At 71.8% G+C, this 20,741-nt stretch carries 23 protein-coding genes; 9 read left to right on the top strand and 14 right to left on the bottom strand.

Features of this window, described 5'->3' with window-relative positions:
- Nucleotides 1–34: 34 nt before the first annotated feature.
- A complete protein-coding gene (locus KM427_RS23695) occupies nucleotides 35–493 on the bottom strand; it encodes a YbjN domain-containing protein (RefSeq protein WP_215525537.1) in 459 nt (152 codons plus the stop codon).
- A 13-nt stretch (nucleotides 494–506) separates the two neighbouring features.
- Entirely contained in the window at nucleotides 507–1,307 is an 801-nt protein-coding gene (locus KM427_RS23690; RefSeq protein ID WP_215525536.1) for a hypothetical protein, read from the bottom strand.
- A gap of 132 nt (nucleotides 1,308–1,439) precedes the next feature.
- Here KM427_RS23690 and KM427_RS23685 point away from each other — a divergent pair, with 132 nt between their 5' ends.
- Nucleotides 1,440–2,837, top strand: coding sequence for a cytochrome P450 (locus KM427_RS23685; protein WP_215525535.1), 1,398 nt, complete (start codon nucleotides 1,440–1,442; stop codon nucleotides 2,835–2,837).
- Here KM427_RS23685 and KM427_RS23680 read toward each other — a convergent pair.
- From KM427_RS23680 to KM427_RS23665, 4 genes are all read right to left on the bottom strand, one after another.
- Complete coding sequence (locus tag KM427_RS23680; RefSeq protein WP_215525534.1) at nucleotides 2,821–3,561, bottom strand: DUF2652 domain-containing protein; 741 nt, start codon at nucleotides 3,559–3,561, stop codon at nucleotides 2,821–2,823. The two genes, KM427_RS23685 and KM427_RS23680, sit on opposite strands and share 17 nt — an antisense overlap.
- 43 nt (nucleotides 3,562–3,604) lie before the next feature.
- A complete protein-coding gene (locus tag KM427_RS23675) occupies nucleotides 3,605–5,323 on the bottom strand; it encodes an MFS transporter (RefSeq protein WP_215525533.1) in 1,719 nt (572 codons plus the stop codon).
- 153 nt (nucleotides 5,324–5,476) lie between these two features.
- Complete coding sequence (locus KM427_RS23670; protein ID WP_183595223.1) at nucleotides 5,477–5,764, bottom strand: DUF1540 domain-containing protein; 288 nt, start codon at nucleotides 5,762–5,764, stop codon at nucleotides 5,477–5,479.
- A gap of 76 nt (nucleotides 5,765–5,840) precedes the next feature.
- Nucleotides 5,841–6,560 carry an SDR family oxidoreductase gene (locus KM427_RS23665; RefSeq protein ID WP_215525532.1) on the bottom strand — a complete coding sequence of 240 codons (720 nt, stop codon included), beginning with the start codon at nucleotides 6,558–6,560 and terminating at the stop codon, nucleotides 5,841–5,843.
- A 100-nt stretch (nucleotides 6,561–6,660) separates the two neighbouring features.
- Between KM427_RS23665 and KM427_RS23660 the strand changes: the two genes are divergently transcribed.
- On the top strand, nucleotides 6,661–7,137 hold the full coding sequence (locus KM427_RS23660) for an RrF2 family transcriptional regulator (protein ID WP_215525531.1): 477 nt from the start codon (nucleotides 6,661–6,663) through the stop codon (nucleotides 7,135–7,137).
- Between the two features lie 176 nt (nucleotides 7,138–7,313).
- Here the strand turns inward: KM427_RS23660 and KM427_RS23655 are convergent, their stop codons facing one another.
- On the bottom strand, nucleotides 7,314–7,769 hold the full coding sequence (locus tag KM427_RS23655) for an anthrone oxygenase family protein (RefSeq protein WP_215525530.1): 456 nt from the start codon (nucleotides 7,767–7,769) through the stop codon (nucleotides 7,314–7,316).
- A gap of 86 nt (nucleotides 7,770–7,855) precedes the next feature.
- On the opposite strand from KM427_RS23655, the gene KM427_RS23650 reads away from it, so the two are divergent.
- Nucleotides 7,856–8,788, top strand: coding sequence for an AraC family transcriptional regulator (locus tag KM427_RS23650; protein ID WP_183595227.1), 933 nt, complete (start codon nucleotides 7,856–7,858; stop codon nucleotides 8,786–8,788).
- A gap of 81 nt (nucleotides 8,789–8,869) precedes the next feature.
- On the opposite strand, the gene KM427_RS23645 is transcribed toward KM427_RS23650, so the two are convergent.
- The 4 genes from KM427_RS23645 to KM427_RS23630 form a co-directional block, all read right to left on the bottom strand.
- Nucleotides 8,870–10,027, bottom strand: coding sequence for a sulfotransferase family protein (locus KM427_RS23645; protein WP_252274817.1), 1,158 nt, complete (start codon nucleotides 10,025–10,027; stop codon nucleotides 8,870–8,872).
- A gap of 73 nt (nucleotides 10,028–10,100) precedes the next feature.
- Entirely contained in the window at nucleotides 10,101–10,952 is an 852-nt protein-coding gene (locus KM427_RS23640; RefSeq protein WP_215525529.1) for an SDR family oxidoreductase, read from the bottom strand.
- Nucleotides 10,949–12,106 carry a hypothetical protein gene (locus KM427_RS23635; protein WP_215525528.1) on the bottom strand — a complete coding sequence of 386 codons (1,158 nt, stop codon included), beginning with the start codon at nucleotides 12,104–12,106 and terminating at the stop codon, nucleotides 10,949–10,951. The genes KM427_RS23640 and KM427_RS23635 overlap by 4 nt, the downstream gene beginning before the upstream one ends.
- A gap of 136 nt (nucleotides 12,107–12,242) precedes the next feature.
- Entirely contained in the window at nucleotides 12,243–13,121 is an 879-nt protein-coding gene (locus KM427_RS23630) for a TIGR03619 family F420-dependent LLM class oxidoreductase (RefSeq protein WP_215525527.1), read from the bottom strand.
- Nucleotides 13,122–13,166: 45 nt separating this feature from the next.
- Here KM427_RS23630 and KM427_RS23625 point away from each other — a divergent pair, with 45 nt between their 5' ends.
- A complete protein-coding gene (locus KM427_RS23625; RefSeq protein ID WP_183595230.1) occupies nucleotides 13,167–13,628 on the top strand; it encodes a nuclear transport factor 2 family protein in 462 nt (153 codons plus the stop codon).
- Nucleotides 13,629–13,710: 82 nt separating this feature from the next.
- Entirely contained in the window at nucleotides 13,711–14,286 is a 576-nt protein-coding gene (locus KM427_RS23620) for a hypothetical protein (protein ID WP_215525526.1), read from the top strand.
- Nucleotides 14,287–14,290: 4 nt separating this feature from the next.
- Here KM427_RS23620 and KM427_RS23615 read toward each other — a convergent pair whose 3' ends face one another.
- Complete coding sequence (locus tag KM427_RS23615) at nucleotides 14,291–15,214, bottom strand: EamA family transporter (RefSeq protein ID WP_252274815.1); 924 nt, start codon at nucleotides 15,212–15,214, stop codon at nucleotides 14,291–14,293.
- A 40-nt stretch (nucleotides 15,215–15,254) separates the two neighbouring features.
- On the opposite strand from KM427_RS23615, the gene KM427_RS23610 reads away from it, so the two are divergent.
- Together KM427_RS23610 and KM427_RS23605 are read left to right on the top strand one after the other, a co-directional pair.
- Nucleotides 15,255–15,749 (top strand): universal stress protein, encoded by a 495-nt coding sequence (locus KM427_RS23610; protein ID WP_183595233.1) that lies wholly within the window; start codon nucleotides 15,255–15,257, stop codon nucleotides 15,747–15,749.
- A 5-nt stretch (nucleotides 15,750–15,754) separates the two neighbouring features.
- Nucleotides 15,755–16,255, top strand: a complete 501-nt coding sequence (locus KM427_RS23605) for a MarR family winged helix-turn-helix transcriptional regulator (protein WP_183595234.1) — start codon at nucleotides 15,755–15,757, stop codon at nucleotides 16,253–16,255.
- A 136-nt stretch (nucleotides 16,256–16,391) separates the two neighbouring features.
- On the opposite strand, the gene KM427_RS23600 is transcribed toward KM427_RS23605, so the two are convergent.
- Entirely contained in the window at nucleotides 16,392–17,540 is a 1,149-nt protein-coding gene (locus tag KM427_RS23600; protein ID WP_252274813.1) for a DUF222 domain-containing protein, read from the bottom strand.
- Nucleotides 17,541–18,132: 592 nt separating this feature from the next.
- Here KM427_RS23600 and KM427_RS23595 point away from each other — a divergent pair.
- Nucleotides 18,133–18,564: an NUDIX hydrolase gene (locus tag KM427_RS23595; protein WP_215525524.1), complete on the top strand. Its 432-nt coding sequence runs from the start codon at nucleotides 18,133–18,135 to the stop codon at nucleotides 18,562–18,564.
- A 22-nt stretch (nucleotides 18,565–18,586) separates the two neighbouring features.
- On the opposite strand, the gene KM427_RS23590 is transcribed toward KM427_RS23595, so the two are convergent.
- Nucleotides 18,587–19,942 (bottom strand): SLC13 family permease, encoded by a 1,356-nt coding sequence (locus KM427_RS23590; protein WP_215525523.1) that lies wholly within the window; start codon nucleotides 19,940–19,942, stop codon nucleotides 18,587–18,589.
- A gap of 146 nt (nucleotides 19,943–20,088) precedes the next feature.
- Between KM427_RS23590 and KM427_RS23585 the strand changes: the two genes are divergently transcribed.
- Nucleotides 20,089–20,739 (top strand): FadR/GntR family transcriptional regulator, encoded by a 651-nt coding sequence (locus tag KM427_RS23585; RefSeq protein WP_246391530.1) that lies wholly within the window; start codon nucleotides 20,089–20,091, stop codon nucleotides 20,737–20,739.
- Nucleotides 20,740–20,741 lie beyond the last annotated feature (2 nt).

Here is a 20,741-nt window from a genome sequence, read left to right as displayed (position 1 = left end):
CCGGAGGCAACCGAAACGTGACGGACTATCCCGCCTAGCCACCCAGGTCGGGCAGCGGGATCCGCTCCAGGAGCGTCGGCGTGTAGGCGTCGAGCATCTCGATCGTGTGGTCGGCCATCCGGGCGTACACGACCGGGTCGAGGGTGGTGCCGCGGACGTCGATGCCGGTGGAGAACCGCACCTCGCCGTCGGTGAGGTCGAGCTCGAACTTGCCGACGGCGAGCCCGTAGTTGATCGCCGTCACCGCGACCGCCGCCTCGGTGCGGGCGTCGGGCGCGACCGTGGTCGGCACGATGCCGTAGAAGAGCGCCTGGCCCTGGTCCGCCTCGATCTGGATGTAGCACTGGTAGGTGCGCTCGCCCTGGAGCTCGAGCGACCAGATCAGCTTGCCGGGGATCTGGGTCAGGCCCCACCCGCGGTCCAGGACGACCTGGGTGATCGCCGCCTGGATGGACTCGACGGTGCGATCGATGCTCTCCTGCGCGTCGGACACGGCGGGATGCTCCTCACGTAGTGGGCAGGGTGGGAGTGACGGTAGTCGTCACCGGTGTCGTGGGCGGAGTCGGTGTGGTCGGCGTGGGGGTGGGCGTGCCCGTGCCGCCGCCGGTCGGCAGGGACACCTTGGTGGTCCAGCTGGTCTTGGCCTTGGCCGAGTCGAGGAGCTTGGCCACGAGTGCCGAGCTCATCTCGTAGCTCTCGGCCACCTTCTCGCCGTCCTCCCACTTCCAGTGGACGCCGTTGCCCGGCTTGGGCTTGCCGTCCTTGTCCATGTGGGCATGGATGACGATCTCCGGGATCCCGTCGATCTCCTGGCTCACCGAGAACTCGTCGACGTGACCCTTGTCGAAGGAGCTCTTGTAGGTGTCGCGGACGACCCCCGCCTTGAGGGTGGAGAAGGTCGCGAAGATGTAGTCGGCCCACGCCCCGGCGATCTGCTTGCGGAAGGGGACGCCGGACTGGTTGTGGTCGAACGACTTCAGCTTGGCCCGGGCCTCGGCGAGCGTGTACGTCGTGCCGGACTGGGGCTTCTGCTCGTCGGCGAGCTCCTGCGGCGTCTTCTTCTTGACCTTGGTCTTGGTCTTGTCGCGCCGGATGATGCCGCCGACGCCGGGCGTCACTGCGCGCCGCAGTCGTCCGAGGGGATGCTCGGCGTGCTCGGGCGCACCGGCGGGCGCGTCGTGGCTGCGGCGTACGGCGAGGGGCACCGGGCTCGCCGGAGTCGACCTCGCGCTCGTGGCGGACCGCTCGTCAGCGGCGGGCCTGCCCGCGCGATCGTGCGTCGTGGACGGCACCTGGTGCTGGGTCATGGGTCCTCCTCGAGATCGGCCCGCTCTCCCGCAGGCCAGCCTAGGGCGCCGCGGCGCCCGGGACCGGAGAATCCCGATTCCCGCTCTTCACCCTTGTTGACGGATGTTCAACAAGGGGTCCACCATGAGGCGATGGCCACCGTGCAGACGTCCGACACCCGGGCCCTGACCGACGAGCGCTTCCGGAAGATGAGCCCCGGCAACCAGGACAAGCTGCCGCCCGTCGACCCCGCCGTGCTCCCGCCGGGCCCGCGCTGGCCGGTGCTGATCCAGACCGCCGGGCTGCTGCGCTTCCGGCACTGGTTCCACCCCTACCTGCGCCGCCGGTACGGCGACGTCTTCACGGTCCGGCTCGCCCCCGGCGGTCGGCCGCTGGTGTTCTTCACCCGGCCCGAGCACGCGAAGGAGATCTTCGCCGGCGACCCGGAGATCTTCCACGCCGGCAAGGCCAACGGCATCCTCGGCCCGATCATGGGCGAGCACTCGCTGCTCCTCCAGGACGGCGCCGAGCACAAGCGCGCCCGCAAGCTGCTGATGCCGGCGTTCAACGGCCATGCCCTGCGGGACTACCAGTCGCTCGTCACCGAGGTCGCCCGGGCCGAGGTCGGCGGTTGGCGCAGCGGCGAGTCCTTCCGCTCGCTCGACCGGATGAACGCGCTCACCCTCGAGGTGATCCTGCGCGTCGTCTTCGGGGTCACCGACGAGAGCCGGCTCGCGCAGCTGCGCCCGCGCGTCAACGCGACCGTCAACATCAGCCCGGCGATCCTGCTGGGGTGGGGCTACCCCCGGCTCCAGCGGTTCGGCCCGTGGAAGGCGACCGTCGACAACCAGCGCGAGCTCGACGGGCTGATGTACGCCGAGATCCGCGAGCGGCGCGCGGCGCCCGACCTGGCCGACCGCACCGACGTGCTCTCCAAGCTGATCCTCCAGGGTGAGAGCGGGGACCAGCCCGGTGACCGCCTGAGCGACAGCGAGCTGCGCGACCAGCTCGTCACCCTGCTGCTCGCCGGTCACGAGACGACGGCGACGGCGCTGGCGTGGTCGCTGTACGAGGCCGGCCGCGACCCGGAGCTGCTGCGCCGCTGCCAGCGCGCCGCGACCGAGGGCGACGACGACTTCCTGGAGGCGGTGCTGAAGGAGTCGATGCGCCTGCACCCGGTGATCCCGATGGTGGTGCGCACCCTGATGGCACCCGTCACGATCGCGGGCTGGGAACTGCCCCGCGGCGCCACCGTCGGGCCGTCGATCATCATCGCCCACCAGCGCGAGGACAACCACGACGACCCGTGGGAGTTCCGGCCCGAGCGGTTCCTCGGCCACAACCCGCCCACGAACACCTGGATCCCCTTCGGCGGCGGCGTGCGCCGCTGCATCGGCGCCGGCTTCTCGCTGATGGAGGGGGTGGCCGTGCTGCGCGAGGTCTTCACGGCGTACGACGTGGAGACGGTTCGCCGCGACCAGCCCAAGGTCCGCAACATCACCAGCGTCCCGCGGTACGGCGCGCAGATCCGGGTCACTGCGCGGAGGTGACCCGACGGCGCCGTAGCCCGAGCAGGTACGGCATGCCGGAGCCGGCCACGGTCAGGGTCCTGCCGAGCCGCGCGAGCAGGGACGGGTCCGCGACCTGCTCGGTCACCGGACCGGCCAGGTCGGCCATGTCCACGGCGTACGCGCGGGTCGGCCCGATGCCCTCCAGGTCGTCGAGGACCTCGCGTTCGGGCACGGAGGACGCCTCGTCCTGAAGCCCGTGGAGGTCCTCGGACAGCAGGACGTACTCGGGGATGTCCACCCGGTTCTTGAGCATGCGGTGCACGAGGATGACGTCGATCCCGACGAGCTTGCGCCGCTGCCTGATCGTCTGCGTGGCCACCTCGCCGATGTGCGCGGTGAACTTCAGCCTCAACCGGTCGACCTCGGTGCACCCCTGGCAGGGGCACAGGTTCCGGGCGACGTACCGGCGCTCGAGGTGGAAGGCGCGGTGCATCGCCGTGGCGACCTCGAAGGTCGTGGCGACCGCGGCGGCGGGGGCCAACGTGTCGGCCGGGAGGGCCAGGAAGGCGGCGTCGCCCTCGACCTCGATCAGGTCGAACCCGGGCGCGGCGTCGATCACCCGCTCCAGCAGCCTCGACGTGTTGACCTCGGCGTGCGCCAGGCTCATCCGGTGGGTCCGCATGTAGTCGGTGTAGCCGCCGATGTCGGCGATGAGGAGCAGCGATCTCTGCGTCGCCGACTCGTGGGACCTAGTGGTCGTCACTGGAAGTACCGCGGGCCACCCGAAGAACTTCCGGTGACGGCCACTAGTCATGCGTGCCTCCTGAGGGTGGGGCGGTCGGTGGCTCCCCGACGCCGCTGCGGGGAGTGAACCGGTCGAGCATCGAGTCGACCGTCGTCCTCGCGTCGGTGGCGCTGGGCGGGAAGCCCTGCACGGCGGCGAGGAAGTGCTCGGCGCGCAGGGCCTGGAGTCGGAGTGCGCGGGTGGCCCGGACGGCCGCCGTCCGGGCGGTCCGCCGTAGCAGCGCGATCTCGCCGAACCCCTCTCCTGGCCCCAGCGCCGTGATCACGCTGCCGTCGCCGACCACCTCGGCCGCGCCCGACTCGATGACGAAGTAGTGGTCGCCGACATCGCCCTGGTCGAAGACCGTGGCGCCGGCGGGCACCTCGAGCGGCTCCAGGCCGCGCGCGAGCTGCTCGATGGCGGGCAGGGGGAGGGCGCCCAGCATCGGCACGCGTTGCAGCATCGCGATCTCGCGGTCGCGCACGCGGATGGACCGGTCCATCCGCCGCAGTCGGGGCCAGGCCAGCGCGGCGCACACGGGACACAGCGCCCCGACGAGCGCCAGCGTCGGCCGTACGCCGACCCGGTCGACGGCCAGCGACGTCACGATCGCGCCGACACCCATCGACACCGCGACCAGGCTCTCCAGGACTCCGAAGACCCGGGCGAGGACCTCGTCAGGGGCGATCCGGCCCAGGAGGGTGAAGCCGCCGAGGTCGATCAGGGCGTTGCCGACCCCGACGCAGGCGAGCAGGCCCAGCGCCGCCGCCTGCCGGGGGACGAGGCCGATCAGGACGACCGGCGTGCCCCACAGCGCGACCCCGACGGCGAACCAGCCCCCGAGGCTCCGGGTGTCGACGAGGAGCGACGCGGCCAGCGAGCCGAGCACGGCACCCGCTCCGATCGCGGCGGTGAGCAGGCCGACGCCGGTCTCCCCGGTGTCGAGGAGGTCGATGGCGACCACGACGGTGAGCACGGTCAGCGCGCCGCGGGTCAGGGTCTGCGCCACGGCGAGGGCCATGATCAGCGCGAGGTCGCCGTTGCGGCGGACGGCCCGGAGCCCCGTCGCGGCGGAGCGCAGCAGGCCGTCGTCCTGCGGGGCGGCGGTGCGTGGGGGTGCGTCGTACCGCAGTCCCAGCAGCAGGAGGGCCGCCCACAGCGACGCGGCCGAGGCCACCGCGAACACCGCGGTCACGCCCGCGAGCTCGAGCAGCAGCGCCGCCAGCAGCGGTCCCGCCAGGGTGGCCGTGGAGTCGAGCAGCCCGCGCACGACGTTGGCGCTGGCGAGCTCGTAGCCCGAACGGCACAGCGACGGGAGCAGCGCCGAGTGCGCGGGTCGGTAGAGCGTCGCGGCCATCGTGGACAGCACCGCCAGCAGGTAGACGACGTACGTCGGGCCGGAGAGTCCGACGACGAGCGCGGCGGCGGCCGTGGCGACACCGCGCAGGGTGGACACCACGATCAGCAGCCGCTCCCGGCGGCCGCGGTCCGCCAGCGGCGAGAGCAGGGGTGCCACGAACGCGGCCGGCGCCATGCGGAGGAGCCCGACCAGTCCGACGGCGGTCGCGCCCGCGTCGCGGTAGGCGACGATCCCGAGCCCGACGGTGAACGCCCACTCCGCCGTCCAGGCGCCGAGGAAGCTGAGCTGTGCCCGGCGGAGGTCGGGGTTGCGGGCGTTGCTGGCGATCGCGGCCGCGGCCCGGCTCAGCCTGCCGCGGGGCTGGGGCTCGGGTGGCCGCACGTCAGCCAACGCTCGCGCGCTCTCGTGCTCGAGCGCGCCGCAGCCGGCTCCACGCGGGAACCGGCCGCTGCGGCACGCTCATACTCGGCAATGGTGGAACGGCCGCCGTCGCGGAGGATCACCACAATTGGCGGTTCTCGGCGGCCCGAACCCTCAGGCCGTCGCGAACGTCAGGCAGTCGGCCGGGTCGTCACCGGCCCCGATGTTGACGCTCGCGGCCCGGCACTCGAGCTTGTCGTTGTGGATGCAGTCGCTGCGGTGGCAGGCGCCGACCTGGCCGTGCGCGGCGACGCCCGCGTCGTGGGCGCCGTTGGAGACGAACGTCCCGCAGCTGGTGCCGTCGGTGACGGTGATGGCCCCGGCGTGACAGTCGTGGTCGTGGTTGTACGAGCAGCCGTCGACGCTGCACATGCTGATGATCGGGAGCTGCATGGTGGTCATGGCGATCCTCCGAGACGGTCCGATCGCACCACCGTGGACCCGACCCGCGGACCGTGTCCAGCCAAGTGAGCCTTACCTACCCTGCGGCCAGCCAGTCGCCCCAGCTCCCGCCGCGCAGCAGGGCCCCCGGACCGGGCAGCATCGCGCCGCCGGCGAGGCTGGCGGGTGCCGGGGTCGGCTCCACCCGTACGTCGGCGCCGGTCCGTGCGACGAGCCGGCGCGCCTGGTCGACGAGGCTCTCGACCTGCGGGCCGGCGAGGTCGACATCGCCCTCGACCGCGCCCGTGGCGAGGTCGAGCAGCAGCCGCGCCACCTCGGGGGTCGCGACCGGCTGCGTGGGCACGTCGATGATGTGCGCGACACCGTCCTGGGTGCTCCACTCCAGCATCTGGCCGGCGAAGTCGAAGAACTGGGTCGCCCGCAGCACGACGACACCCGGCGCGGCCTCGCGGTAGGCCGCCTCCTGGGCGAGCTTCGCGACGTAGTAGTCGTAGTCGGGCGCTCGGTCGACCCCGACGATCGAGAGGACGACGCTGCGGCGCACGCCGGCAGCGGTCGCCGCCGCGCCCACGTTGCGGGCGACCGCGGGGAAGAACGAGCCCGCCTGCTCGACCGGACAGGCGGTCACGTCGACGACGGCCTCGACCCCGGAGAGCGCGGCCTCCAGGCCGGCGGGGGCGAGCAGGTCGAAGCCGGTCCTTCGGGACAGCTCGACGACGTCGTGTCCCTCCCGGCGAGCGAGCGCGGTGAGCTGCGAGCCGATCCGGCCGGTGGCTCCGGCGACGGCGATCCTCATGGTGGGCTCCTTTTGGCATCTAACGCGGATATGACATATCCGTGATTAGATCACTAACGCGGACAGTTGTCATCCGTGAATTCGTCCTACGATGGGCGCCATGAAGATGTCCGGTGGGGTCGAGTGGGCGATCCACTGCTGCGTGCTGCTCAGTCAGGCCGACGGTCCGGTGCCCGCGCCGCGACTCGCGGAGTTCCACGGCATCTCGCGCACCTACCTCGCCAAGCACCTCCAGCACCTCTCCCGCGACGGCCTGGTGAGCTCGACCGAGGGGCGGGTCGGCGGCTACGTCCTGACCCGCCCGGCCGAGCAGATCACCGTGCTCGACGTGGTGCTGGCGATCGAGGGACGCGAGCCGGCCTTCCGGTGCACCGAGATCCGGCAGAACGGACCGCTCCCGGCCTCGCCCGCCGCCTGCAAGCGGGCCTGCGGCGTCGCGCGGGCGATGCACGCGGCCGAGCAGGCCTGGCGCGAGTCGCTGACGGGCGTCACGATCGCCGACCTGGCCGCCGGCGTCCTCGTGGACGCCGGCCCCGACACGTTCGTGCGGCTGCGGGAGTGGCTGAGCGCGTCGTGACGCACCCTCGCTGGGCTAGATGAGTAATTCCAAGGGATCGTGCAAGCGAGCGGCGCTCAGCGCCGCGCCGGCCAGGCGCCGGCGCGACGACAGACTGGATGTCTCTCGAGCGCTGGCAACGCAGCCAGCGTGGATGCTGAGCGTCGCGTAGCGTGCGAGACCTTGGAATTAGTCATCTAGGCGCGCAGTGCTGCCCAGGCGAGGCAGGCCAGCGACGCGGTCGAGGTGACGGCGCGCGCGGCGTTCCACCGCACCCATGCGGTCTCGAAGTCGGTGCGCGAGCCACCTGCCGCCAGGGCGTCGTTCAGCGGGACGTTGCCGACCGCCGTGATCGCGACGGTGCCGAGCGCGAGCACGAGGCCGGCGACCGCCCAGCCCCGGGCGCCGGGCGGGCCGACCGCGACCGCCGCGGCCGCGAGCGCGGGTGCACCGAGGAAGGTGGCCAGGAAGACGGGGTTCACGATCGCGACGTTGATGTGGTTCATCGACGACACGAACGTGCGGTCGTCGACCCGCGCGAGTCCGGGCATCACCCCGCTCGCCCAGGTGTAGTAGGTGCCCGCCTGCAGCCCGGTGGCGAGCGTCGCGGCGAGCAGGATCGGGTGGCGGAGCTGGTCCAGGAGATCGGTCATGACGTCAGCCAACCCTCGCTTGCCGAGACGATCCATCGTCGTACGGCGCCCTTCCATACGCGAGCGTCCAGATCTACGCTCGGACCATGGACGGACTGGCGGCCCTGCTCGACGGCCCCCGGGCCCGCGGCGCGTTCCTGCTGCGGTGCCTGATGGAGCCGCCGTGGTCGGTGCGGTTGGAGGACGAGTCGCCGCTCACCGTGACGGCGGTCGTCGGCGGAGAGGCGTGGGCGGTGCCCGACGACGGCCCGCCCTTCCGGCTGGGGCCGGGCGACGTGGTCGTCACCGTCGGCACCGACCGGTGGACCATCGCCGACTCCCCGACCACGCCGGTGCAGGCGGTCATCCACCCCGGGCAGCACTGCACGACGCCCGACGGCCGGCCGCTCGCGGAGGAGATGCACCAGGGGGTGCGCAGCTGGGGCAACAGCGCCACCGGTTCGACCGTGATGCTGACCGGCGCGTACGCGCTCGAGGGCGAGGTGAGCCGGCGGCTGCTGCGCGCGCTGCCCCGCTTCGTCGTGCTGACCGAGGACGAGCTCGGCTCACCGCTCGTGCCGCTGCTCGCCGACGAGATCGTCAAGGACGCGCCCGGCCAGGACGCCGTGCTCGACCGGCTGCTCGACCTGGTGCTGATCGCGGTGCTGCGCGCGTGGTTCTCCCGCCCCGAGGCGGCGCCGCCGTCCTGGTACGTCGGGCAGTCCGACCCGGTCGTCGGGCCGGCCCTGCGCCTGCTCCAGCACCACCCGGAGCACCCGTGGACCGTCGCGTCCCTGGCCGCCGCCGGCGGCGTCTCGCGCGCGGCGTTCGCCCGCCGCTTCACCGACGTCGTCGGCGAGCCGCCGATGGCGTTCCTCACCGGCTGGCGGCTGGCCCTCGCTGCCGACCTGCTGCGCGACCCGGCGGTCACCGTCGCCAGCGTCGCCCGCCTGGTCGGCTACTCCACGCCGTTCGCGCTCAGCACCGCCTTCAAGCGCGAGTACGGCGTGAGCCCGCGCGAGCACCGCGCGACCGCGTGAGGGCAACTGGGATAGTCCGTCACGTTCCGGTTGCCGATGCGCGCTCGAGGCAACCGGAACGTGACGGACTATCCAGAACTGCTAGCGATCGAACGCCGCGCGGACCTCGGCCTCGGTCAGCCCGTAGTCCTCGAGTCGGTAGGAGTGCGACGGCGCGGCCTTGCCCGACCTCGCCTCGCGGTCGATCTCCTCGATGGCGGTCCGGGTTTCCGGGGTCCAGTCGAGGCCGAACGCCTCGTAGACGCCGCGCGTGACGCCGAGCGGGTCGGCCCGCAGGTCGGAGAAGGACACGTCGACGAACTGGTCCGAGGGGTAGCGCGACCGCGCGTCGTGGAAGGCGTGGTAGCCCCGCGACCAGAGGTCCAGCTGGGTCTCGCCGATGGTGCGGCCGATGAACGTCGTGCTATGGCCCGCGGTCGTCTCGGCCGAGAGCGAGCACGACGACGCGATGCACACGACCGGGTCGCGGTGCGTGTAGACGACCAGCGCATCGGGGTAGGCGGTCATCAGCGCGTCGAGCGCGGTCATGTGCGACGGGTTCTTGAGCACCCAGCGCTTCTCGGGGTCGTTGAGCCCGACCAGCTGGAGGTTCTGCCTGTGCCGGGCGTAGGCGTCCGTCCAGTCCTGCTGCTGCAGCCACGACGTGTAGCGCGGCACGTTCGCGAGCGACTCGTAGGAGTTGGACTTGCCGGTCTGCCGCAGCAGCCGCCAGCACTCCTCGACCGTGGTCGCGTCCATGTAGTGGATGCCCATGTACTCCGGGCTCTCGACGTGGTGCGCCGAGAACGCCTGCTGCATGGCCAGGAAGATCGGGTCCTGCTCCCAGGTCTCCCGGGGCGGCCGCGGCTGGGGGTACTGCGTCAGCCACATCTCCAGGCCCTGCGCCATCGGGTCGGCGTGCAGCAGCCGGTGCAGCGCGGTGGTGCCGGTGCGCGGCAGGCCCGTCACGAAGATCGGCCGTTCGATGGGCACGTCGCGGTGCTCCGGGTGGGCCGCGAACTGCGCCTGGGTGAGCAGTACGCCGACGAGGGCGCTCTTCACCTCCGAGCGCTGGAAGTAGTTGCCGCGCGGCGTGAGCCCGGCCTCCGGCGACGACAGGTCGTCGACGAGGACCCGCAGCCCGTCCTCGTGCTCGCCGCTCCCGAAGTCGTCCATGCCGGTGGTCCGGACGGCGGCCGCGACGATGTCGTCGTAGCTGCCGACGTCCGGGCGCTCCCGGGTCATGATGTTGTCGCTCATCGGTGCCCCTCCTCGGGACGTCATGCGGACGGTGGAGGGGGACACACTGTCCGTATGACGTCCACGGTGGTCGTCAGTCGTGGAACTCGCCGCAGTCGACGGTGAGCATCTGGCCGGTGACCGCCGAGGCGAGGTCGCTGGCCAGGAAGAGCGTCGCGCGGGCGACCTCCTGCGCCGAGGCCAGCCGCTTGAGATCGGTGGGCGCGGCCTTCGCGGCGTACACCTCCTCGTGCGTGGTGCCCTCGACCGCCGCGAGGAAGTCGAAGTAGCCGCGGTTGACGTCCTCGTAGATGTACGACGGCGCCACGCTGTTGACCCGGATCCCGCGCGGGCCGAGCTCGGTGGCCAGCGACGAGGCGAGGTGCTCCAGCGCGCCCTTGGACAGCTTGTAGCCGGCGTACTCCGGCTGCGAGGAGAAGGAGACGCAGGAGTTGAGCATGATGATCGAGCCCTTCGACGCCGACAGCGCGTCGGCGAAGAGCGCCGAGAGCCGCAGCGGCGCGAACACGTTGGTCTCGTTGGCCCGGGCCAGGTCCTCGGGCTTGATCCGGGTGATCGGGTCCATCGGCGGGATCGCGAACGCGTTGTTCAGCAGGCAGTCGACCCTGCCGAACGCCTCGAGCGACCTCTCCACCAACGCCGCGCGGGACGCCTCGTCGGTGATGTCGGTGGGGACGACGACGGCGCGCCGGCCGAGCGACTCGACCACCGACGCCATCTTCTCCAGGCGCGAGGCGGTGCGGCTCGCGAGCACGAGGTCGGCGCCGAGCCTGGCCGCCTCCTCGCCGAGCGCGCGGCCGAGGCCGGGACCGACCCCGGACAGCACGATCACCTTGTCCTTCAGCAGCGGGACGGGCTGGTAGCGCTCCTCGATCGAGGTGTCGTGGGCCTGGGCGTAGCCAAGCTCTGTCGAGTTCTGGGTCAACTCAGCATCCTTCGGGCAACGGAGCGCTGCCGGGCGGTGATCCGCGCGGCGTACTCCTCGGCGGTGAGGGGGGTGAAGTGCGGGAGCCGGGTGGGTACGTCGGCGAGCGGCATCACCTCGGCCACCGGGCCGTCCGTGGGACCGAGGTCGCGCTCGAGGCGCTGCCAGCGCAGCATGAGTGCTCCGGTGCGGTGGCCCGTGGTCTCGAGCCAGTTCGCGATCGGCGTGCCGCCGGGCGGCGTCTCCGAGATCACGAATCGCATCATGCCGTCGGGGTCGGTGACCGCCTGCGCCTTGGTGAGCGAGGTCTGGTGGGTCTCGTAGTCGGTGGAGGCGTACCAGTCCGAGCCGATCTGGATCGCCTGGTAGGCGCAGTCGGAGCACTCCGGCACGGTGATCACCAGTGCCTGGTCCTCGGCCAGGTCGTAGTGGCCGATCGAGGACCGCTGCGACGACAGCCCGCCGGGCGTCGACTGCGGGGCGGTCGGCCGGTTGGCCGGTTCCTGGTACTGGAAGAAGTGCGGGAACGCGAACCAGGCCTGGATCGAGCCGACCAGGCTGCGCGCCGCCACCTCGTAGCGCTTGGCGAGCCGGTTCCGCTCCAGCGGCCTCGCGGGCCGGCCGAGGGTGTCGACCCGCTCGATCGTGAGCAGCCCGCGCTCCTCGGTGTCCCAGTCGTTGAACACCTCGCGCACGATCAGCGTCTTCGCGCCCGGCTCGGCGACGTAGCGGAACTCGAAGCTGCCGTCGGCCGCGATGTCGAGCTCCCGGTCGTCGAACGCCATCAGCGACGACGCCGCCGAGTCGGCGGAGTAGGACCCGCCCATCACCTGGAAGGACAGGTCGGCGCTCGTGCCGCGGCGGCCGCGCACGACGTACTCGACGCCCTCCTTGACGTAGGCGTTGAAGTAGATCGCGTCGGGGTTGTCCAGGGCCTGCCGGGAGAACTGGTGGGTGGGGTTGATGAACAGCGGCCGGTCGAGGTCGTGGTCGAAGGCCATCTGCATGGCCATCCGGATCCGCCCGGCGAGGTAGTCGTAGCCCTCCAGTCGGTCCTGCTCGGTCCTGATGAACGGCGCGTTCGCGACCAGCTCCTCGGCCTCCGCGATCGCGTCCTGGAGGACCTTGGTCAGATCCAGGCTTGCGCTGCTCATTGCCCCAAACCCCCGTGGGTCAGGGTCCGCAGGCCGCCGGCGGACCGTAGGACGATCGCCGAGTCGGCGCCAGTTTCCGCCCCCGCTTCGCTCCTCTGGAAACTGGCGCCGACTCGGCTCGGGCGCGTGGCTGTTGTCATCGGTCCACCTTGGCGATGATGCTCTCGGCGTACCGCTCGAGGTGCTCGACCTTCTTCTCGAGTGGCTCGGTGTCGGGGCCCTTGATGTAGGGCATCCGGAAGCCGACGATGCAGTCGGTGACGCCCTGGTCCTCCAGGCGCTTGATGCCGTCGAGGGTGTAGGCGTCGTAGGAGATCACGTGCACCTCGAAGTCGTCGCGGGTGTCGCCCTCCTCCCGGCGGATCTCGGCGAGGCGGGTCAGCAGCCGGTCCAGCTCCTCGCCGTCGCCGCCGGCGTGCATCCAGCCGTCGCCCTTGCGTACGGCGCGGCGCAGCGCGGCGTCGGCATGGCCGCCGACCAGCAGGGGCACCGGCTCCGGTGCGGCCGGGCACAGCTTGAGGGCGTCGACGTCGTAGAAGTCGCCGTGGTACTCGAAGAACTCGCCGCCCGTCAGCCCGCGCAGGATGTCCATGCACTCGTCCATGCGCTTGCCGCGCTTGTCCCACGAGACGCCGAGCGCGTCGAAGTCCTCGGGCCACGGCGAGATGCCCACGCCGAGTCCGAGCCGGTTGCCCGACAGGAACGCCAGCGACGACGCCTGCTTGGCGACCAGCACCGGCGGCCGGATCGGGAGCTTGAGCACGAACGGCGTGAGCCGCAGCGTCGTCGTGTGCGCGAACAGGTGTGCGCACAGCACCATGGTCTCGATGAACTCCTTGCCCTCGAGGAACTCGCGGTCCCCGGTGTCGGTGTAGGGGTACTTCGAGTCGGAGTCCTTCGGATAGATCAGGCTGTCGGCCACGGTCATGCTGGTGTAGCCCGCGGCCTCGGCGGTCTGGGCCAGGGGCGCGTAGTACTCCGCGCGGGTCATCGCCTCCGCGTAGCTGAATCGCATGAGCACACACTAGAACGTGTTCCAATTTCGTGCCAGAGTTCAGCCGTGGACCTTCAGGAGATCAGCGACCGCCTCGAGATCGAGGGCGTGCTCATCCGCTACACCCGTGCCATCGACGCCGGCGAGTGGGACGTGCTCGACACCGTCTTCACTTCCGATGCCGAGATCGACTACACCGAGTCGGGCGGGATCGCCGACACCTACCCCGCCGTGAAGGCCTGGCTGGCCGAGGTGCTGCCGGCGTTCTTCCCCAAGCGGATGCACACGCTCGCGCAGGTCGCGATCAGCTTCCCGGAGCAGGCGGGCGAGGGGAGTCCGGGCGACCAGGCGCTGGCGACGGCGTACTTCCACAACCCGATGCCGCTGCCCGGCACGGGAGACGCCGACGGCCGCGGTGAGAAGGTCGCCGAGTTCGGCGGGCTCTACCACCACACGCTGGAGCGCACCGCCGACGGCTGGCGCAGCCGCAAGCTGCACGAGGAGATCGTCTGGAAGCGCGGGATCTGAGCGGGGCCGAGGCCCCCGCTTGGTCGGGTTGTGCCGCTCCCGGAGAATGGGGAGGACAGCACACCTTCCGGGAGGAGACCACGTGCCGGAGCGACTGCCGGAGCGACCGCTCGACGAGCACCCGATCGCTGCCGGGCTGATCGCCCTCGTCGGCGTCGGCGTCGTCGTCGGCCTGGTCCTCGGCCTCGTGGTGTTCGCCGGCACCAAGGTGCTCGGCCTGGGCGGCGGTTCGGAGGAGTCCGGCGTGGACGGCCACGCCACGATGTACCTGCCGACGCCGGTGAAGACCACCGCCTCGAGCGACCCCCAGATCACCCTCGCTCCCGGCGTCGGGCCCTCGAACTCGGATGTCTCCCCGTCGGAGTCGCCGAGCGAGTCGCCCGAGCGCGAGATCACGCTGTCGGCGTCGGTGACCGAGGTGTCCCCGATGCAGCAGTTCGAGCTCACCGGCGTCTATCCCCAGGGGGAGGGCGCGATCCTCACCGTGCAGCGCTTCGAGGGCGGCGGCTGGGTGGACTTCCCGGCCACCGGCTCGGTCGCCGGCGAGCAGTTCCAGATCCCGGTGCAGGCCAGCCTGCCGGGGGTGAACCGGTTCCGCGTCGTCGACTCCGACTCCGGCCTGAGGTCGGGCGAGGTGCGGGTGACGATCACTGGCTGAGCCGTCACCGGCAGGCGAATGCCGCCTCGGGTGCCGCTTCGGAGAGGGTTTCGACCGGGGCCGTACGCCGGCGGAACCGGTCGAGCACGGCCGGCTGGCCGGCCAGGATGCCTGCGAGCACCAGCAGCAGTCCGAGCGCCTGGGCGGTGCCGAAGGCCTCACGCGCGAGCGCGACGCCGATGACCGTGCCGGCGACCGGGTTGAGCAGGCCGACCAGCGAGACGGCGGCCGCTGGCAGCCGGCGCAGGCCGCGGAACCACACGACGTAGGCCACGACGGTGCCCACCAGGCCTAGGTAGAGGAAGCCGCCGATCGCGGGGAGGTCCATCGGTGGCGGGGTGCCCTCGACGAGGATGGCGACCGGCAGCAGCGCCAGACCGCCGGCGACCAGCTGCCAGGCGGTGAAGGTCAGCAGGTCCACCGGCGGCGTCCAGCGCTTGATCAGCACGAAGCCCAGCGATGACATGGCGACGGCGCCGAACGATGCGGCGACGCCGATCGGGTCGACCGCGAAGTCCGCGCGCAGCACGAGCAGGGCGACCCCGACGACTCCGACCGCCGCGCCGCCGAGCGAGGCGAGGCGCGGTCGCTCGCCCACCAGCAGCCACGCGACCAGCATGATCATGATCGGCGCGGTGGCGGTGAGTGTGGCGGCCATGCCGCCGGGGAGCCGATAGGCCGCGACGAAGATCAGCGCGAAGAAGGCGCCGATGTTGAGCGTGCCGAGCACGAGGCTGCGCCACCACCACACCCCGGTCGGGAGGTGCGGGCGGAAGACGAGCAGGAGCAGTCCGAAGGGCAGCGCCCGCATCATCGCGCCGAAGAGCGGGCGGTCCGGTGGCAGGAAGGTCTCGGTCACGTAGTAGCCGGACCCCCAGGCGACGGGGGCGATCGCCGCGAGCCCGAGGACGCGCCAGTTACTTTCCATGGAAGACATAATAGTTTCCGGGTGAGATATATTCCAGTCCATGGCAGCTGAGCGCACCGTGATCGTGGGCCATGACGGCTCGTCCACCAGCGACCTGGCCCTGGCCTGGGCGCTCGACTACGCCGGGAGCGTCGGCGCCGACGTCCGGGTGATCCGTGGCTGGTCGATCTCGACCGCACCGCGGCCCGCCTCGATGAGCGGTGGCTACATCCCGCCGATCGAGGAGTTCGAGGCGGCCGTCGTCGCTGAGCTCGAGCGCGACGGTGCCCGGGTGGTCGCCGAGCGCGGGGTCGACGTCGACGTCACCTTCGAGGGCTACCGCGGCGCACCCGCGAACGGCCTGGTCGAGGCCTCCCGCGACGCCGACCTGCTGGTCGTCGGCGCCCGCGGGCTGGGCGGCTTCCGGGGGCTCGCCCTCGGCTCGGTGAGCGACCAGTGCGTGCGGCACGCCGCCTGCCCGGTCGTGGTGATCCGGGACGAGCACTCCGCCGACATCGAGCGCTCGCGGCAGCTCGACGGCGGCCTCGGGGCCTGACCCCGGTGGACCAGCCCGAGCTCGACCACGTCGGCCGGATCGTCGCCCAGTGGACCCGGGAGCGGCCCGACCTCGACGTCACCCCGCAGGGTGTCATCGGCCGGCTGCACCGGCTCGCGGCCCGGCTCACTGACGAGCTGGTCACGGTCTACGGGCGCTTCGGGCTCGGCGAGGGCGAGTTCGACGTGCTCGCCACGCTGCGCCGCTCGGGTGCGCCGTACGAGCTGACGCCCGGTGAGCTCGCCACCCAGACGATGGTCTCGTCGGGCGCGGTGACCAAGCGGGTCGACCGCTGCGTCGAGCAGGGCTGGGTGACCCGCCGGGTCAGCGACAGCGACGCCCGGGGCCGGATGGTCGCGCTCACCCCGGCGGGCGTGGCGCTGATCGACGAGGCGTTCGGCGCCCACATGGCCAACGAGCACCGCCTGGTCGCGATGCTCGACGGGGCGGAGCGGACCCGACTCGCCCAGCTCCTCGAGAAGTGGGGCCGGGCCCTCGACGCCTGAGCGCGGAAGATCCTGCACGTCGGTGGTTGAGGTGTGAGGCCGCCAGGCCCGAGCCTCGAAACCACCAACGCCCGTCAGCGTGCCGCGGCACCGGTGATCCGGACGAGCCCGGTTCGAGTCGCGAGGGCCCGACCCCTCACGTGCGTCGGTGGAAGCGGATCTTGCCGGTGGGGAGGTGGGTGGCCTGGTAGGTGGGGTCGTGGATGAGGGTGTGGTGCCAGGCGCACAGGGAGGCGCTGTCGGTGAGGTTGGTGTGGCCTCCGTCGACCCAGCGCTGCTGGTGGTGGGCGTGGAGTCCGATCGTGCGGTCGCAGCCTTCGGCGCGGCAGCCTCGGTCGCGCAGGAACATCGCGATCCGTTGGTGCTCGGTGTGGTAGCGGCTCCGACGGCCCAGGTCCAGCGGGACCGAGGCGCTGCCGAGGACGGCGGGGATGATGCCGGCCTCGCAGGCGAGGCGGCGGGCCATGGCGGGGCTGATCCGGTCGCCGGTGTCCAGGACCCCGGCCTTCTCCAACCGGCCCATCAGGGAGTCCTCGTCGATGACCACCACGACGGTGGCGTTCACACCGCCGGTGGCCGGGAGCCGGTCGACCGGGTAGCGCTCGATCAGCTCGCACAGCGCCCGACCGAGTGCCTCGGGACCGGGCCTGCGTTCGATGCCCGGGCCCTGGGTGGCCGCGAGGTGCTTGGGTGCGGCCAAGGCCATCAGGATCTTCTTGAGGGCGGCGGCGTGGTAGGTCGGCAGCGTGAACCGGCCCCGGGTCGTGCCGTCGCCGTCGTCGACCATCGTGACCGAGCAGGCCCGCAGCGCGGCCGCCTCCTGGCGTTGCAGGATCTCGGCCTCTCGGGCGTCGGCCTCCTCAGGCGCGATGACCTCCCACAGCCGACGCCCCAGCCGCCCCAACGCCTTCGCGTCGTGATGACGCGCCTCCGCGACCAGATGCGCCTCGGCCTTCGCGAGGGTCTCGGGGCCGAGGTCGGTGGGGAGTCGGTCGACCCACCGGATGACGACCCGCGCCTGCTCGACGTCGATGTCCCCGGCCGCGAGTGCATCGCGAGTGGACGGGTGGGTCTCGAGGTCGTGGCCGAGCCGCACCGCGCCGTACGCCGCCGCCCGCGTGGTCTTCGTGGTGTGGGCCAGCCAGTTCGCCGCCGACGACGCGCCAACCTCTTCGCCGACGTGGATGGTGTCGGCGTGCGCGGCCACCCGGGCCTGCAACTCGCCGACCTGCGCGGCCAGCCGGGTCAGCTCGACCAGCGTGGCGCCGGCCTCCGCGGGGTCCATGGACCACCGAGGCATCGGCCACCGCGTCGACGAGGTCGCGCATCTGCGCGGTCGTCGTCGACACCCGGTGTCGCGGCGTGGCCTGTGCTGTCATGACTCCTACTGAAGCATCGACCACCGACACTCGAAGCCTTGAATCCCCTTGTTCCACAGGGTTCTGGGTCACGAACAGGTCACGATCCGGGGCACTTTTCCACACCCGGATCGGATGTCTGTGGAGGGGTGGTTTCGAGACAGGCGCTAGCGCGCCTTCCTCAACCACCGTGGCCCCGAGGACGGTGGTTGAGGAGGTTGCGCTAGCAACCGTCTCGAAACCACCACGACCAACGCGACCCGGTCCCGACCACAGCTCGGCGTCCCGACGGGTGGTTTCGAGACAGGCGCTAGCGCGCCTTCCTCAACCACCGTGACCCCCGGCGACGGTGGTTGAGGAGGTTGCGCTAGCAACCGTCTCGAAACCCCGCTGCGTCGGTGGATGCGGCGGGTCGGGTGCTGGGTGGTGGTCTGGTCGTTGAGGGTGACGGTCGGAACGCGCATGACTCTTCCATCCCCCACGAGGGGGGCGAGCATCCCCCAGGGCAGGATCGGGACCATGGAGTCTCCCGAGTTCACCGAGTACGACACCCGGCTCGCGGCGTACGCCGTGGTGGTCGACGACCGTGACCGCGTGCTGCTGGCGCTGTGGAACGAGCCCGACGAGCCGCTGTGGACGCTCCCGGGCGGCGGCGTCGACCTGCATGAGGCGCTCCTGGACGGCGTGGTGCGTGAGGTGCGCGAGGAGACCGGGTACGACGTCGAGCCCGGCCGGCTGCTCGGCGTCGACACCATGGTGATCGCGCCGCACGACCGGATCACCCGGACCGATCGCTGGCACAAGGGGGTTCGGGTGGTCTACGAGGCCCGCATCGTCGGTGGCGAGCTGACCGCCGAGGTGAACGGCACCACCGACGAGGCGCGGTGGTTCCCTCGCGACGAGGTGGCCACGCTGCGCCGGGTCGGCCTGGTGCGGAAGTTCGTCGGCTGACCCGGCCGCGAGGCCCGGGGACTCAGGCGGTCGGGATCACCAGCACCGCCCAGGCGACGACCGGCGCGATCACCACGATCGACATGCCCCACTGCATGAGCCGCTTGAAGACCATCTCGCGCTGGTCGGGGTCGGCGTTGGCGACGACCAGCGCGCCGTTCGTCGAGAACGGGCTGCAGTCCACCACCGAGCTCGAGATCGCGAGCGCCGCGATCAGCCCGACCGCGTTGACCTGGTCGGTGAGCAGGAAGGGCACCGCGAGCGGGATCAGCGCACCGATGATGCCGGTCGTGGACGCGAACGCCGAGACCACGGAGCCGATCAGGCAGATCAGCAGGGCGGCCAGCAGCGGTGCCCCGACGTCGGCGACGCCGTCGCCGAGCCAGTCGACGACGCCCTGGTTCTCGAGGAGCGTGACGTAGGTGACGATGCCGCCGATGAGCAGCACGGTGCCCCAGCTGATCTTCTCGACGGCGCCCTTGGCCGAGGCGGGGAACACCAGGGTGAGCGCGACGGCGATCGTCAGTGCGGTGAAGCCCACGTCGAGGTCGAAGCCCAGGGCGCCGATCATCAGGGCGACCAGGCCGAGCAGCGTCAGCGAGCGCTGCGGGTCGAGTCGGGTGACGTCGTCGTCGCCCCCGGAGCCGGCGGTGGTGCGGCGGGCCTCGACGGCCGAGTGCGGGGTGCCGGAGGACCGGCCGTGCGTGGCGGCGTACGACGCCTGCTCGGCCTCGGCGCCCATCCGCGCGAGCGCGGCCTCGTCGCGACCGCGGGCCAGCAGCCGGCGGCCGCCGAAGGCCAGGTAGGTCACCAGTGCGATCAGCGTGGCGGCCAGGAAGGTGGAGACGAAGAGGAACAGCTGGTTGCCCGGCAGGTCGTTGTCGTCGACGACGCCGTTGGTGATCGAGCCGAAGATGCCGATCGGGGAGAAGCTGCCAGCGGTCGCGCCCTGGACGACCATCATCCCCATCATCACGGGGTGGATCCGGTAGCGAGCCGCGAACCCCATCGCCACGGGCGCGACGATCGCGACCGCGGCCGGGCTCACCGCGCCGATCGAGGTGACGACGGCGCAGACCAGGAACATCGCCCACGGCACCAGCGCCACCCGGCCGCCGACCGCGCGGACGGCCCCGTGCACGATCCAGTCCACGGTGCCGTTGTTCTTCGCCAGCGCGAAGAGGTAGGTGACGCCGACCAGGATGACGAAGAGGTCGCTCGGGAAGCCGAGCAGGACGTCGTCGGTGGAGACGTCGTAGACGCCGAGGCCCACGATGAAGGCGGCCACCAGGGCGAGGGCACCCATGTTGACCCCGCGCAGGGTGGCGACGAGGAAGACGATCGCGAGGACCGCCAGCGAGACGATTTCGTGGGACATGGCTCCCTTTCCGAGTCAGGGGCTCCGGCGACCGGGCGGGCCGATCCGCAGCAGAGGCGGGACCGTGACCCGCGTCATAACGGGGTGATTGTTACCAGTGGCTAGGCCACCTGTCCAATGAGCCTTCATCCCCTATGCTGTGCCGCATGTCCGAGCCGGGGTCCCGCGCGAGCCTGCCGCCGCTGCGTCGTGAGCGTCTCTACGAGAGCCTGGCGGCGCACATCTCCGACTTCATCGAGGCCCAGGGGCTGGTCGGCGGTGACCGGCTGCCGCCCGAGCGTCAGCTCGCCGCCGAGCTCGGGGTCAGCCGGGCCACGCTGTCGCGCGCGCTAGCGGCGCTCGAGACCCGGGGCCGGATCGAGGTCCGGCACGGCGTGGGGGCGCTGGTGCGCGAGCCGGCGGGCGAGGCGGCCGGCGACCGGTTCGACTCCGCCGTGGCCGCACGTCCCCGGGCCGAGGCGGTGGCGGCCCGCGAGGCGATGCTGGCCGGCATCGCCCGGGCGGCGGCGGTGAACCCCCAGCAGTCGCTGCGGCTGGCGATGCTCGCCGACGACGGTCGGCCCCGCTCGTTCGAGCACACCTGGCGCTGCATCCGCCGGCTCGCGGAGTCGCCGCTGCTCGCGGACCTCGACGACCTGCTCGCCGCGCACGCCCCCGATCCCCTCGACGGCGTCGAGGTGCGCGCCGGGCTGGACGCGGTCGCCGAGGCGATCATCCGCGGCGACGCGAGCGCGGCGGCCATCGCCTGCGCCGGGCTGCTCGGCGATCCCGGACCGCCCGACGGCCCGGGGGTCTGATC

Source organism: Nocardioides sp. LMS-CY (assembly GCF_018732145.1).
GTDB classification, from domain to species: domain Bacteria; phylum Actinomycetota; class Actinomycetes; order Propionibacteriales; family Nocardioidaceae; genus Nocardioides; species Nocardioides soli.
This window is presented reverse-complemented; position numbering and strand designations above follow the sequence as displayed.

Bases quoted from the DNA above. Each gene is read 5' to 3' on its own strand.
- KM427_RS23645 (WP_252274817.1), bottom strand. From the start codon at position 10,027: ATGAGCGACAACATCATGACCCGGGAGCGCCCGGACGTCGGCAGCTAC.
- KM427_RS23635 (WP_215525528.1), bottom strand. From the start codon at position 12,106: ATGAGCAGCGCAAGCCTGGATCTGACCAAGGTCCTCCAGGACGCGATC.
- KM427_RS23595 (WP_215525524.1), top strand. From the start codon at position 18,133: ATGGAGTCTCCCGAGTTCACCGAGTACGACACCCGGCTCGCGGCGTAC.
- KM427_RS23590 (WP_215525523.1), bottom strand. From the start codon at position 19,942: ATGTCCCACGAAATCGTCTCGCTGGCGGTCCTCGCGATCGTCTTCCTC.
- KM427_RS23685 (WP_215525535.1), top strand. From the start codon at position 1,440: ATGGCCACCGTGCAGACGTCCGACACCCGGGCCCTGACCGACGAGCGC.
- KM427_RS23610 (WP_183595233.1), top strand. From the start codon at position 15,255: ATGGCAGCTGAGCGCACCGTGATCGTGGGCCATGACGGCTCGTCCACC.
- KM427_RS23690 (WP_215525536.1), bottom strand. From the start codon at position 1,307: ATGACCCAGCACCAGGTGCCGTCCACGACGCACGATCGCGCGGGCAGG.
- KM427_RS23665 (WP_215525532.1), bottom strand. From the start codon at position 6,560: ATGAGGATCGCCGTCGCCGGAGCCACCGGCCGGATCGGCTCGCAGCTC.
- KM427_RS23650 (WP_183595227.1), top strand. From the start codon at position 7,856: ATGGACGGACTGGCGGCCCTGCTCGACGGCCCCCGGGCCCGCGGCGCG.
- KM427_RS23600 (WP_252274813.1), bottom strand. From the start codon at position 17,540: ATGGACCCCGCGGAGGCCGGCGCCACGCTGGTCGAGCTGACCCGGCTG.
- KM427_RS23585 (WP_246391530.1), top strand. From the start codon at position 20,089: ATGTCCGAGCCGGGGTCCCGCGCGAGCCTGCCGCCGCTGCGTCGTGAG.
- KM427_RS23660 (WP_215525531.1), top strand. From the start codon at position 6,661: ATGAAGATGTCCGGTGGGGTCGAGTGGGCGATCCACTGCTGCGTGCTG.
- KM427_RS23630 (WP_215525527.1), bottom strand. From the start codon at position 13,121: ATGCGATTCAGCTACGCGGAGGCGATGACCCGCGCGGAGTACTACGCG.
- KM427_RS23615 (WP_252274815.1), bottom strand. From the start codon at position 15,214: ATGGAAAGTAACTGGCGCGTCCTCGGGCTCGCGGCGATCGCCCCCGTC.
- KM427_RS23670 (WP_183595223.1), bottom strand. From the start codon at position 5,764: ATGACCACCATGCAGCTCCCGATCATCAGCATGTGCAGCGTCGACGGC.
- KM427_RS23655 (WP_215525530.1), bottom strand. From the start codon at position 7,769: ATGACCGATCTCCTGGACCAGCTCCGCCACCCGATCCTGCTCGCCGCG.